Annotated in this window: 14 protein-coding genes; 7 read left to right on the forward strand and 7 right to left on the reverse strand. The window is 40.8% G+C overall.

The window, feature by feature from the left end; genetic code table 11:
• Positions 1-3 precede the first annotated feature (3 nt).
• Positions 4-1,272 (forward strand): transcription termination factor Rho, encoded by a 1,269-nt coding sequence (gene rho, locus B9T24_RS05950; RefSeq protein WP_086164946.1) that lies wholly within the window; start codon positions 4-6, stop codon positions 1,270-1,272.
• A gap of 413 nt (positions 1,273-1,685) precedes the next feature.
• Positions 1,686-1,943 (forward strand): hypothetical protein, encoded by a 258-nt coding sequence (locus B9T24_RS05955; protein WP_086164947.1) that lies wholly within the window; start codon positions 1,686-1,688, stop codon positions 1,941-1,943.
• A gap of 244 nt (positions 1,944-2,187) precedes the next feature.
• On the opposite strand, the gene B9T24_RS05960 is transcribed toward B9T24_RS05955, so the two are convergent.
• The 3 genes from B9T24_RS05960 to pheS all read right to left on the reverse strand — a co-directional run bounded on the left by B9T24_RS05960 (position 2,188) and on the right by pheS (position 5,996).
• Positions 2,188-2,484, reverse strand: coding sequence for an integration host factor subunit alpha (locus B9T24_RS05960; RefSeq protein WP_004649746.1), 297 nt, complete (start codon positions 2,482-2,484; stop codon positions 2,188-2,190).
• Complete coding sequence (gene pheT, locus B9T24_RS05965; protein WP_086164948.1) at positions 2,481-4,862, reverse strand: phenylalanine--tRNA ligase subunit beta; 2,382 nt, start codon at positions 4,860-4,862, stop codon at positions 2,481-2,483. The genes B9T24_RS05960 and pheT overlap by 4 nt, the downstream gene beginning before the upstream one ends.
• A gap of 153 nt (positions 4,863-5,015) precedes the next feature.
• On the reverse strand, positions 5,016-5,996 hold the full coding sequence (gene pheS, locus B9T24_RS05970) for a phenylalanine--tRNA ligase subunit alpha (protein WP_004649748.1): 981 nt from the start codon (positions 5,994-5,996) through the stop codon (positions 5,016-5,018).
• Positions 5,997-6,152: 156 nt separating this feature from the next.
• On the opposite strand from pheS, the gene B9T24_RS05975 reads away from it, so the two are divergent.
• Entirely contained in the window at positions 6,153-7,196 is a 1,044-nt protein-coding gene (locus tag B9T24_RS05975) for a hypothetical protein (RefSeq protein WP_086164949.1), read from the forward strand.
• 204 nt (positions 7,197-7,400) lie between these two features.
• Here the strand turns inward: B9T24_RS05975 and B9T24_RS05985 are convergent, their stop codons facing one another.
• Both B9T24_RS05985 and orn read right to left on the reverse strand, forming a co-directional pair.
• The gene (locus tag B9T24_RS05985; RefSeq protein ID WP_086164951.1) at positions 7,401-8,186 is read right to left on the reverse strand and encodes a ThiF family adenylyltransferase; all 786 of its coding nucleotides are present in this window, start codon (positions 8,184-8,186) and stop codon (positions 7,401-7,403) included.
• A gap of 161 nt (positions 8,187-8,347) precedes the next feature.
• The gene (gene orn, locus B9T24_RS05990) at positions 8,348-8,899 is read right to left on the reverse strand and encodes an oligoribonuclease (protein WP_004649751.1); all 552 of its coding nucleotides are present in this window, start codon (positions 8,897-8,899) and stop codon (positions 8,348-8,350) included.
• A 125-nt stretch (positions 8,900-9,024) separates the two neighbouring features.
• Here orn and rsgA point away from each other — a divergent pair, with 125 nt between their 5' ends.
• The 4 genes from rsgA to secB all read left to right on the forward strand — a co-directional run bounded on the left by rsgA (position 9,025) and on the right by secB (position 11,366).
• Positions 9,025-10,092 (forward strand): small ribosomal subunit biogenesis GTPase RsgA, encoded by a 1,068-nt coding sequence (rsgA, locus tag B9T24_RS05995; RefSeq protein ID WP_086164952.1) that lies wholly within the window; start codon positions 9,025-9,027, stop codon positions 10,090-10,092.
• A gap of 93 nt (positions 10,093-10,185) precedes the next feature.
• On the forward strand, positions 10,186-10,593 hold the full coding sequence (locus tag B9T24_RS06000) for a rhodanese-like domain-containing protein (protein ID WP_004649754.1): 408 nt from the start codon (positions 10,186-10,188) through the stop codon (positions 10,591-10,593).
• A gap of 20 nt (positions 10,594-10,613) precedes the next feature.
• Positions 10,614-10,868, forward strand: a complete 255-nt coding sequence (gene grxC / locus B9T24_RS06005; RefSeq protein ID WP_086164953.1) for a glutaredoxin 3 — start codon at positions 10,614-10,616, stop codon at positions 10,866-10,868.
• Between the two features lie 42 nt (positions 10,869-10,910).
• On the forward strand, positions 10,911-11,366 hold the full coding sequence (gene secB, locus B9T24_RS06010; protein ID WP_004649756.1) for a protein-export chaperone SecB: 456 nt from the start codon (positions 10,911-10,913) through the stop codon (positions 11,364-11,366).
• A gap of 156 nt (positions 11,367-11,522) precedes the next feature.
• On the opposite strand, the gene B9T24_RS06015 is transcribed toward secB, so the two are convergent.
• Positions 11,523-12,329, reverse strand: a complete 807-nt coding sequence (locus B9T24_RS06015) for an enoyl-ACP reductase FabI (protein WP_086164954.1) — start codon at positions 12,327-12,329, stop codon at positions 11,523-11,525.
• A gap of 506 nt (positions 12,330-12,835) precedes the next feature.
• A complete protein-coding gene (locus B9T24_RS06020; protein ID WP_086164955.1) occupies positions 12,836-13,570 on the reverse strand; it encodes a Bax inhibitor-1/YccA family membrane protein in 735 nt (244 codons plus the stop codon).
• Positions 13,571-13,654 lie beyond the last annotated feature (84 nt).

Below are 13,654 nucleotides of genomic sequence, written 5' to 3' on the forward strand. Positions count from 1 at the left end.
CCTATGAATTTAACTGAACTCAAGAAAAAACCGATTGGCGAACTCATCAAGATTGCTGAGTTTATGGGCCTCGAAGGAATGGCGCGTAACCGTAAACAAGACATCATTTTTGCCATTTTAAAGCGCCATGCAATGAATGGCGAAGAGATCTTTGGTGATGGTGTTCTAGAAATTTTATCTGATGGTTTTGGTTTCCTACGCTCTGCCGCAGGCTCTTATCTTGCTGGTCCTGACGATATTTATGTCAGTCCCTCTCAAATTCGTCGCTTCAACTTACGTACTGGCGATACCATTACAGGAACAATTCGCCCACCGAAAGAAGGCGAACGTTATTTTGCTTTATTAAAAGTGAATCAAATTAACTACGACACACCAGAAAATTCACGTAACAAAATTTTATTCGAAAACTTAACGCCATTGTTCCCAACTGAACAATTGATTATGGAATTGGGTAACGGTACAACTGAAGATTTAACCGCACGTGTGGTTGACTTGGTTGCACCGATTGGTAAAGGCCAACGTTCAATTATTGTTGCTCCGCCAAAAGCGGGTAAAACCATGTTGTTACAAAACATCGCTCAGTCGATTGTTCGTAACAACCCTGAAGTGTTCCTGATTGTACTTCTGATTGACGAACGTCCTGAAGAAGTAACCGAAATGGAACGTACTGTTCGTGGTGAAGTGGTTGCATCAACATTTGATGAAGCACCTGCACGTCACGTCCAAGTGGCTGAAATGGTGATTGAAAAAGCAAAACGCTTGGTTGAACATCGTAAAGATGTGGTGATTTTACTGGATTCTATTACCCGTCTAGCACGTGCTTATAACACCGTTATTCCTTCTTCTGGTAAGGTTTTAACTGGTGGTTTAGATGCACATGCACTTGAACGTCCAAAACGCTTCTTTGGTGCCGCACGTAATATTGAAGAAGGTGGCTCACTGACCATTATCTCAACTGCTTTAATTGAAACCGGCAGTAAGATGGATGATGTGATTTACGAAGAATTCAAAGGTACAGGTAACCAAGAAATCACACTGGATCGTCGTATTTCTGAAAAACGCGTCTTCCCAGCGATGAATATCAAAAAGTCAGGTACTCGTCGTGAAGAACGCCTCATGAGTGAAGACAATCTACGTAAAGTATGGATTCTTCGTAAGCTTTTACATCCGATGGATGAATTGGCAGCAATGGAATTCTTGTTGGATCGTATGAAAGAAACCAAAACCAATGATGATTTCTTTGATCAAATGAAACGTAAAGCAACCAGTTAATAATGCAGTTATTTTGATAAAAAGGCTATCTGTAACGATAGCCTTTTTATTTGGTTGACTTTACTTACATAAAGATACAATTGACTTTTTTCTTTGTAAATTTTTATGCAAGTTTTTGATTATTAAAATAATCAGATCAAAAAAACGATATTTTTTAGCAAGTTATTGAGTGTTTATCCAATACAAACCTTGCAATTGATTGTTATTTTCTGTTAAAAAATTGCTCAATTTTCATCTTTTTTTGCATTTTTTAGCTACAGCCTAGTAGTAATTAAAAATGCGCAGTGATAGCATATTTGCAGACCAGTTAGACTGCTTCTGCATTGTTACTACCTAAAAAATATTAGGAAGAATAAAAGCACTTAACAGGCTAACAAAGGTTATTTTTAATCTCATATTTAGAGAGTGATGCCATGTTATTCAAAAAAATCGCTATTGCTGCTGCAGTTGCTACTACTTTAGCTTTCGTTGGTTGTGCTAAAAAAACTGAAGAAGCTCCTGCTGCTGAAGCTGCTGCTTCTGAAGCTGTAGTTGCTGCTTCTGAAGCTGAAGCTGCTGCTTCTGCTGCTGCTGTTGAAGCTGCTCCTGTTGAAGCTGCTGCTTCTGAAGCTGCTGATGCTGCTTCTGTAGCTGTTGATGCTGCTGCTGATGCTGCTTCTGCTGCTCACTAATCTTTAAGATTAGACAGTAAAAAAAGAGAGCCATTGGCTCTCTTTTTTATCACACTAAAAAATATAATCTGAATAAAAACATCATTAGCATTTATGCTGCGTTCAAAACACTTTTACAGCGATTAAACATCGCGCCTCATAATGATCATTATTCAAAATAGTTTTTTCATATTACTCATGTCGCTACCGCTGTATTTTCTAGAAAAGCAACTGGTAAACTCAAATTTAAGGATAAAAAAGCAGATCAATCGATCTGCTCATTTCCAACGCGCTGTCTAAATTTCTGACCAGCACGGAAGGTTACCACACGGCGTGCAGAAATCGGAATTTCTTCACCCGTCTTCGGGTTTCGTCCTGGGCGTTGACGTTTATCACGCAACTCAAAGTTACCGAAACCTGAAAGTTTAACTTGCTCACCCGAGATTAGCGCTTGGCTAATCTCATCAAAGAATAGCTCGACCATTTGTTTTGCTTCACGACGGTTTAAACTCGTGAGCTCACTTAAATGATCAGCCATTTCTGCTTTTGTTAATGCTGTCATGAAGCCCTCAATGTCGCTTGGTAAGTGTTTTCCAACACTTGTAGGATATTGTCCATACCGGATTTGATTTCAGCATCTTCAAGTGTACGGGTTGGATGCTGCCAAAGAATTGCAAATGCCAGTGAGCGTTTACCTTCTTCCACACCTTGTCCAGTGTACACATCAAACAACCAAGTTGAGTCTAAAAGCGCTCCACCCGTTTTTTCGATAAGTTGCTGAATTTCACTAACATTAATCTTATCACTAATTAAAAGCGCAATATCACGTCTAACCGATGGAAATCGTGATAATTCTGTAAAATTAGATACATAAGTTTGCAAAACAGCCTGTTGATCGATTTCTGCCACCCAAGTGACACCCAAATCTAGCTCATCTTCTAAAGATGGGTGTAAACGACCTAGGTAACCAACAGATTGCCCATTCACTAAAATTTCAGCAGATTGACCAGGATGTAACCATTCACGCTCTGAACGCGCATATTCAACTTCGACGCGACCCGCTGCTAAAATTTCTTCAACTTCACCTTTGAGGTCAAAGAAATCCATCGGCTGCGCTTTACCATGCCAAGATTCAGCCGTTTTAGCACCCACAGCAATCAGTGCCAAAGTTGGGATTTGTTTTAAGTCATGGATGCTGGTTGCATCTTGATAATCGAAACGCAAACCCAGCTCAAAGAAACGCACACGGCTTTGCTGACGATTGATATTGTACTGTACACATGGAATGAGGCTAGACAACAAAGTCGAACGCATCGCAGCCAATTCACTTGAAATTGGGTTTGCCAACATCAATGGATTGACATTCGGATTGAGCTGCTTTTCGAGCTTAGCATCCGCAAAGCTAAAGCTAATCGCCTCTTGATAACCCAAAGTCACCAAGGTTTGACGAAGCTGAGGCAGTTCAAACTGATCTTGATGTTTGGCTAATTTCACATCAATCACAGGTAGACTAATTTGAATGTTGTCATAACCGTGAATACGGGCAACTTCTTCAATCAGGTCTTGATAAATTGCCATATCATAGCGGTGTGATGGCGGAATAACACTCCACTCACCTTGCGCTTTGAGCGTCACGATGCAGCCTAAACGTTGTAGTGCGTCCGTAATAAAATCGCTTGCAACGGCATAACCCAACAATTGATCGACTTGTACTTGTTTAAGTTCAATCGCTTCACGTTTAGGTAAAAGTTCCTCTTTTTCTACAACCGCAATCGGACCGAATTCACCACCCGCGAGTTCCGCAATCAATTGTGATGCACGATTCATCGCAATGATTGGCAATTCAAAGTCAACACCACGTTCATAACGTTGTGATGCATCGGTATGTAGCCCATAGCGACGAGCGCGACCTGCAATTGCAAGCGGTGCAAAGAATGCTGATTCTAGGAAAATTTCAGTGGTTTCATCCGTTACAGATGAAGACAAGCCCCCCATAATACCCGCCATCGCCAAGGCTTTTTCGTCATCGGCAATGACCATCACATTATCTTGAAGTTCAACTTCTTGTTCATTAAGCAAAACAAGTTTTTCAGCGGCTGTTGCCTGACGAACATGGACAGCACCTTGGACTTTAGCACCATCAAATGCATGTAAGGGTTGACCCAATTCAATCAGTACATAGTTGGTAATATCAACTAAAATACTGTGCTGACGCATACCTGAGCGAGCTAAAGCTTGTTCCATCCAAGCAGGCGTTGCGGCTTTGGTATTTACATTTTTAATCACACGTCCTAAATAACGTGGACAACCATCTGTATCAACGACAACTTTTTTCTCATCGCTAATGGTTGCAGCAACCTTTGTAATGACAGGTTCAGTTACAGCCAACTGGTTAATCACCGCAATTTCACGCGCAATACCACGAATACTGAAACAATCACCACGGTTTGGTGTGATGCTAATGTCAATCACGTGATCATCAAGATTGAGATATTCACGGATGTTGATACCCACAGGTGCATCGCTTGGTAGTTCTAACAGACCATCAATTTTATCTTCAAGGTCAATTTCAGAAGCGCCGCAAAGCATGCCTTGTGATTCAATACCACGAAGTTTGCCTTTTTTGATTTTGAAATCACCTGGTAAGACTGCACCGATGGTTGCAACAGGGGCTTTCATGCCGACACGCACGTTTGGCGCACCACAGACAATTTGCAAGGTTTCAGCTGTACCAATGTTCACAGTAGTGACACGTAAACGATCTGCATCTGGATGTTGTTCTACCGTTAAAACTTCACCCACCACCACACCGGTAAAAGGTTTCGCGGCTGGAATCATTTCATCGACTTCTAAACCCAGCATTGTGAGCTGGTCAGATAGAGTTTCGCTATCAATGGTAGGGTTGACCCACGTGCGTAACCAATTTTCGCTAATTTTCATAAATTCAATTTCCTTAATCTCCCCTAACCCCTCTTTATAAAAGATGGGGAAAGCCACGTACTCTATTTTTGACGGTGGAAGTCCCCCTTTCTTAAAGGGGGATTTAGGGGGATTTCTATAAACCTTTAACTTGTTAAATTTGTATTTAAACCATTAAGCAAATTGGCGTAAGAAACGCACATCATTTTGGAAGAACATACGCAAATCATTCACACCGTAGCGAAGCATTGCAAAACGTTCCACACCTAGACCAAAAGCAAAACCTTTATATTTTTCAGGGTCAATGCCCGCTGCTTGAAGTACATTCGGATGCACCATACCGCAACCTAAAACTTCTAACCAACGACCACGTTCATCCATAATATCCACTTCCGCACTTGGCTCAGTGAATGGGAAATAAGATGGACGGAAACGCACCGTTAAATCTTTTTCAAAAAATTCATTTAACAGATTAATCAACAAACCTTTAAGTTCTGCAAAGCTAGTATTTTCAGCGATGTATAAACCTTCAATTTGATGAAACATTGGAGAATGAGTTTGGTCTGAGTCACAGCGGTATACACGGCCCGGACAAACAATACGAATAGGCGGTTGTTGCGTTTCCATGGTACGAATCTGCACACCCGAAGTATGGGTACGCAATAAATGATTCACATCAAAGTAGAAGGTATCATGCATCGCACGTGCTGGGTGATGCCCCGGAATATTCAATGCTTCAAAGTTATGATAATCATCTTCAACTTCTGGACCAGTCGCAACAGTAAAACCTGCTTTGGTAAAGAATTGACAAATACGTTCCTGTACTTGAGTCACAGGATGGATACTTCCCACACTTTGACCACGACCTGGCAAGGTAATGTCGATCACTTCGCTAGCAAGTTTTTGTTCTAGTGCAGCTTTTTGTAATTCCGCTTGGCGTGTCGTTAATGCACCCGTAATGGCTTCACGTACCGCGTGAATTTTCGCCCCAAAAACTTTACGTTCTTCAGGGTCCATTTTGCCAAGTGCCTTCGATTGTTCCGCGAGCTGGCTTTTTTTCCCTGTAAATTGCACTCGGGCTTGATCGAGTGTAGCAAGGTCTTGAGCTGCTGCAATCGCAGCGAGCGCTTCAGTGGTCAGGGCTTCCAGTGACATAGTAACTCTCAAAGCAACAATTTAAAAATATAATAAAACCCCATATTCTAACAGTTTTTGAACGTATTGATGAAGTTCCCAATAGAGGAAAATTAGATTAGCATCCAGATTTATAAAAAGGATAAGATAAAGCCAATATTCATGAGATCAATAACAATGGCTCTCGATCAAATTTGGAAACAACAACTGACTTTAGTGACCTATGGCAATGAGTATCTGAAGCAAAATTTAAGCTTTAATCATTGGGTACAGCATGCCATTTTTAACCAGCATAACTTGCGTTTCCGTGATCTTTTGTCACAGCATTTACTGGCGCAACATTTTCAAGTTTGGCTAGAAGCACTAAAAAAACAAGGCACACAGCGTATTAGCTTACACAGCTCAAGTCTTTTAAATGATGAAAAAAATCCAAATGCTAATGTAGAACTATTACAGATTCCACATATTATTATCAGCCATGAACAGCATAAAAAAACCGCATGGATTTTTGGCAAAGAATTAGCAGAATGGTATAGCGCTGATAATGACTATGAAGTGCCTAAACTACAACAAGAACAATGTCGTCAGGAAACATTTTGGCGTTTTGAGCTGAATCCAAAACTGGCAAAACGTGTAGAGGCCGATTTACAACAGCCAAATTGGGATGATATTCAGCTTTATACCAACAATGAATTATTTGACAATAAATTTGCGCAAGGCTTTATGGAACCAGCAAATCGAGATTTTCCTTATTACGGCATCAGTCCATCAGACCTAGAGCATGCCGATAGATCACCTGTCGCAGAAAGTAAATATCTCCCGTTACTGCCTACCGAGTATCAAGCAGATTATGCTCATACAACGCTGCATCGTTTAGAGGCCTTATCAAGCTATATTCAGCACAAACTACAACATCCCTATCATGCCGATGGCAGTGAGCTTAGCCCTGAAGAACAGCTGAATCTGCGTCATTTTTCCCAAAAATTAGATGATTTAACGACAAAATTTATTGTTAAAGTGGCCAATCATTATCAGTCTGCAAAACTAACCCCAGTCGAAGTTGCCAATCCTTTAGATGGCGCTCATGCAGCACCCCATACAGCAAAAAATTTAAAAATGCATACAGCGCATACTTCGCAAAAAGTCGGTGCATCTGGAGTGATTAAACTGATTTTGTTAACCATTGTGATTTGTATCTGTGCTTATTATTTTGGACTTTGATTTTTGATCAAGATTCTAGAATCAATGTTAGGTATTTGGAAAATGTAAACTCAGCATACGCGCTGTATGATGTTTTAAATCAAGATGCTTTGAATCAATCGCAAGACATTCACAAAAAAGCACTGCTTATTTGCAGTGCTTTTTATGATGAGGACAGTTGTATTGTGATTTCCACATTCAAATATCAACAGCTCTTAGCTTTGATCACGATCTCACAAATTCAACTTTAGCTTTTTTCGCGGCCAATTTTTTTAACACTTCAGAGACTGCCACCATGGCAAAACTTGAAGTCACCACCACCGCTGAGCCGTAGCCGCCACAACGCAAGCCTGCACTTGGACAAACCTCTGCACTTGAAAATGGGTTATCAATTGAATACACGCAGGTAATGCCAAATTTTTCTTTACTCTTTTTACAAATACCTTTGGCACGCAACTGACTGCGCAATTTTGCCAACATGGGATCTTGTTCGGTTTTAGACAAATCTGCCACCCGAATTTTCAGTGGATCAAGCTTGCCACCCGCGCCACCTGAAACAATCAAAGGGATTTTATTAAAGCGACAATGCAGCATTAGCGCGAGTTTTGCTTTGACATCATCAATGCAATCCAGAACAACATCTGGCGTATTGGCTAAAAGTTCTTTAACATTTTCAGGGGTTAAATAATCATCGACCACATTAATTTTAATGCGCGGATTAATCGCATAGCAACGCTCAGCCATCACCTCAATTTTTTCACGCCCTAAGGTTGAACTCATGGCGGGCAATTGACGATTAATATTCGATGCCGCAATCACATCCATATCAATCAGGGTCAGTTCAGCAATGCCTGTTCGTGCCAAGGCTTCAACCGCCCAAGAACCCACACCGCCAATTCCAATCACCATGACATGGCTCTGTTCATACTGACGAAAAGCATCCTCTCCATAAATTTTTTCCACACCCGCAAAGCGGCGCTCATATTCATCATCTTGGGGAAAATCAGTCATTCGTCATCTATCTAACAGCTAAAACACCAGCGCATTTTATCAAATTCTGTGTTGTTCCGATAATGTATCTGTTCAAGAGAATAAATAGAATGTGATTCAAATAAAAAATAGCGATGTCTTTCGCCCATAAAAAAAGAGGCTTAAGCCTCTTTCTATACACCTTAATTCATAATAAAAAAGTATTCACGGTAATACTTTAATTCTGCAATCGAATCACGAATGTCATCCATGGCTAAATGTGAGGCATTCTTTTTCAAACCACTCATGATTTCAGGACGCCAGCGTTTCGCTAATTCTTTTACTGATGAGACATCAAGGTTACGGTAATGGAAAAACTGTTCCAATTCAGGCATCAAACGGTGCATAAAGCGGCGGTCTTGGCAAATTGAGTTGCCACACATTGGTGACACTTTAGGATTGATCCATTTTTTTAAGAATTCAATGGTCTGCTGCTCTGCATCTTGTGCAGTCAATTTACTACGGCGCACACGTTCAATTAATCCAGATTGACCATGTTGACGCGTATTCCATTCATCCATCGCATTGAGGATCAAGGGTGACTGATGGATCGCCAGCACAGGGCCTTCCGCCAAAATATTGAGCTTGTCATCGGTCACAATGGTCGCAATCTCAATAATTTTATCGTTATCGGTATCTAGACCTGTCATTTCAAGGTCAATCCAAATGAGGCGGGTATCAGGAGTGCTGCTCATAAATGTGCAATCTTATTAGGCTTAAAAACGGCTATAGTAGCAAATTTATTGCAACTTGGCTGTAACTCATACCCCGCTTCATGCTATTTTTGCCTTCCTTAGTGCATGGTTTTTTTAGGATATGAATGGCTTTAATTCGTAAACGTCGTTTAACTGAACAGCAACAACGTCGCATTCAGAAACAACATAAAACACGTCAAGAAGAACTCGATACTTCAAATGACCTCGAAGGCTTAGTGGTACAGCACTATGGCCGTCAACTTGAAGTTCAAGCCCTATCAATGCCTGATGAGCATCCGATTAAACCTGAAGTCAAATCAGGTGAACCAGAGCCTTTTTGGAAGCCGATTGAAATCGGCAGTGTCTGGCGCTGTCATACACGTACCAATTTAGAGGCATTGGTAACAGGTGACCGTGTTAAATGGCAAGCAGACCCCAATACAGGTTTGGGTATTATTACGGCCATTCACCCACGTCAATCACTCCTGACACGCCCAGACCGCTACCACAAAGTCAAACCTGTGGCAGCCAATGTCAGCTTAATTGTGATTGTGTTTGCCTCCTTTCCAGAAGTTGCACCCAGTCTCATTGACCGCTATATCGTGGCCTGTGCCGATGCCCAAATTCCTGCACTTTTAGTGTTAAATAAAGCTGATTTAATTCAAGAAAATGATCCGATTTTAAAGCTAATGCAAGAGTATCAAGCCTTAGGTTATGAAGTCATGCAATGTCAGTCGACGGGTGATGCCTCCGCAGTCTCTGCATTAGCAAATCGCCTAGCTGGTGAAACTGTAGCCTTTGTCGGACAGTCTGGTGTTGGAAAAAGCTCACTGATTAATGCCATCGTTCCCGATGCTGCACAAAAAACCAATATCATTTCGGAAAACTCAGCACTGGGTCAACACACCACGACCTCGACACGTTTGATTGCTTTTGGCGAAGGTTCAGCACTGATTGATTCACCCGGAATTCGTGAATTTGGTTTATGGCATTTAAACCCAGACAAAGTTCAACATGGTTTTCCTGAAATTGAAAATCTGCTGGGATATTGCCAATTCCGCAATTGCACCCATAAGCATGAAAAGCAATGTGCCTTGCGTCAAGCAGCGCAATCAGGTGAAATTTTGCAACGTCGTTTAGACAGTTATTTACGTTTAACCGATGAAATTGCTGAAGCACAGCAAAAAAATTAATTTTTCTTAACCCTTAGCCCTTGAAGCGGTGATTTTGATCGCCATATTTATGAGCTATACTCTACGCAATTTTAAATTGTAATTAGGTGACTTGTGGAACGTTGGTTGGCATTTATGGGGAATCACCCCTTCTTGTTTGGAACACTTGGGGTCTTGATTGTTTTGTTCTTCGTTTTAGAAGGACAACGCAATGGCCGTAAAATTTCAGCACAATCTTTGGGTATTTTAGTTAAAGCTAAAAATGCCATGCTGATTGATTTACGCGATGCAAAAGACTTCCGTGAAGGTCATATCAGTGGTAGCCGTAACATTCCGTATAGCCAAATTACAAGCCATATTGAAGAGTTAAAATCTGCGGATCGCCCACTCGTGTTTATTTGCAACTTAGGTCAAATCGCGGGTACAGCATTACAACAAGTCGGTCATGCCGATAGCTATCGTTTAGATGGCGGTATAAACAATTGGAAAGCCCAAGGCTTACCTCTGATTAAAAGCAAATAATTCACTTAAGGAGAATTTAAATGGCTGAAGTAATAATTTACTCCACCACAGTTTGCCCGTATTGTGTGCGTGCAAAACAACTTCTTGAGCGTAAAGGCGTGGCTTATAAAGAAATTAATTTGTCTAATGAAGCGCCTGAAGTCCGTATGGAGTTGATGCAACGCACCAATCACCGTACTGTTCCACAAATTTTTATTAATGATCAATTCGTTGGCGGGTTTGACCAACTTTATGCTTTAGAGCGTGAAGGCAAACTTAACGAACTATTGGCTTAAGACTTTAAATTAAATCACCTCTTCATAATTAAGGATTAAAGAATGAGTGAAGAACAACAAGCTCAACCACAATTGGCATTAGAACGTATTTACACGAAAGATATTTCTTTTGAAGTCCCTGGGGCGCAAGTATTTACCAAAGAATGGCAACCTGAACTCAATATCAATTTGTCTTCTTCTGCAGAAAAAATTGATGCAACGCATTATGAAGTGGCTTTACAAGTGGTTGTTCAAGCGAACAATGCGGGTGAAACAGCATTCATCGTTGATGTAACTCAATCGGGTATCTTCTTGGTCGATAGCGTTGAAGAAGAACGTCTTCCTTATATTCTTGGTGCATATTGCCCCAATATTTTGTTCCCATTCTTACGCGAAGCTGTAAATGATATGGTCACTAAAGGAAGCTTCCCACAATTGCTGCTTACCCCGATCAACTTCGATGCTGAATTTGAAGCAAATATGCAACGTGCTCAAGTTGCTGCTGAAGGTCAAGCGTAATTTAGCTTTGCTTTTGCATAAAAAAGACCGCAAATGCGGTCTTTTTTATTCTCAATTTATTCCCTCTCCTCTCAGGAGAGGGTTAGGGAGAGATTATTTATTAATTCCCTCATTCCCCTTGCGCAGCAGTGCTGCTCATCCCAGAGGGAGAAAAGCTTATTCAGTATCTGCCATAAGATCTGCACTCATACCCACCGTATTGAAGCCAGCATCGACATACATAATTTCACCAGTAATACCGCTTGCCCAAGGTGAGCAAAGGAATAATGCAGCATTACCTACATCTTCAATGGTCACATTACGTTTAAGTGGTGCAACTTTTTCATTAAGATCTAACATTTTACGGAAAGATTTAATCCCTGATGCCGCGAGTGTACGAATTGGACCCGCTGAAATCGCGTTGACACGAATGCCTTCACTACCCAAGCTAGAGGCTAAATAGCGCACGCCTGCTTCCAATGATGCTTTTGCCATACCCATGACGTTGTAATTTGGCATCACACGTTCAGAACCTTGGTAAGTCAACGTCAGTAAGCAACCTTGGCGAACGGTTAATAATGGTTTTGCAGCACGTGCCATTGCAATAAAACTATAGGCGCTAATATCATGTGCAACTTTAAAGCCTTCGCGATCGGTAACATCGGTAAAGTCACCATCTAAAGTGTTTGCTGGCGCAAAACCAATAGAGTGAACCACGCCATCTAAACCATCCCAATGTTTTGCCAATTCAACAAAAGCTTGCTCAATCTCTGCATCAACAGCAACATCACAAGGGAAAACTAAAGTTGAACCAAATTGTGCAGCAAAATCATCCACACGTTTTTTTAATTTGTCATTTGGATACGTAAATGCGAGTTCTGCACCTTCACGGTGTAAAGCTTGAGCAATACCAAATGCAATGGATAATTTACTTGCAATACCCGCAATTAAAAAACGCTTACCCGCCAATAGTCCTTGTGACATGTGAATCTCGCTTAAAATAATTTACAAGCATAATGCCAAGTCTGAAGCATTTGCGAAATTGCATAATGCGCCTTTTTTTAATATGTTCTGTAAAAATCATAAAAAATGCCCCTCAATCTAGGTAATGCTGATCAATTAAAGATTTTAGAAATAAATTCCTTAACTTTTTATTATTCACGACGGAGTCATATATTTTTAAATCAAATACTTGGAGCTCATTTTGTTCTTTGGTTTAGCCCAAATGAGAAGCAGAGCTTCGCAAGAAAGGCATCTTGCGGCGCAGTGCGCCCCACCGCAAAACTCGTTAAATACCTTTTATTGATCAATTAATCGCAGAAACAATACTTTTTCAAAATAGTTTTACCTCGGACAATTGCGGATGACATTTCCGTGAATCTCATAGTATCTATAATTTAAAAAAGAAAATGCCAGTCAATTTATTAACTGACTGGCATTACCTCAATCTAACGGCCTTGAGCTTATAATCAATTTAGTTTTTAGCTTGATTAATCATCACCTTGCAATAAACCAAGCAAACGAAGGAAGGAATAATACATCCAAACCAAGGTCGCTAATAATGCGATACCACACAACCATTCCATCGCTTTCGGTGCATACTGTGCAGCGGATGATTCAATCAGGTCAAAATCGAGGATTAAACTTAAAGAAGCAATCACCGCGACAAATGCAGCAAAACCAATTCCGAGCCAATTACTTTCAAAAATATAAGGAATGCTTGAACTAAAAGCCAGACGCATCACCATTTGCACCACAAAAACAATGGCAATCGCAATAGATGCGGACAATACAACCGCCTTAAATTTTTCTGTCGCACGAATAATTTGAAAGCGATACAAGGTAAACATCACCAAGGTGGTAACGAAAGTGGCAAGTAAAGCCTGCAACGGTACACCTGGGAATTTGACTTGGAAGACCACTGAAATCCCTCCTAAAAATGCCCCTTCAAACAAAGCATAAGGGATGGCCAACACAGGGGCAGTATTCGGCTTAAATGTCGTGATTAGCGCCAATATCAAACCACCAATTGCACCAACCATTGCCGCAGCATAAGCCAGTGACAAATTTAAGGTGATGAAGCTATAAAAAAACAGGGATAAACCGACGACAGCGGCAATCACGGTTAATAAAATCGATTTTTGCACCGCACCTTGCACGGTCATGGTGTCATTAAAATCACTGTGGGTTTCTACCCGCGTTAAAATGGGGTTATTACTTTGCATAATGGACTCATTCTTTTCATTTAAATAAAATTTTAAATATATAAGTAGGGTTTGTTCTTTTTTATACTACTGCTCTGTCGTGTA

Origin of the sequence: Acinetobacter sp. ANC 4654 (genome assembly GCF_002135425.1) — a bacterium.
Classification (GTDB): Bacteria; Pseudomonadota; Gammaproteobacteria; order Pseudomonadales; family Moraxellaceae; genus Acinetobacter; species Acinetobacter kyonggiensis.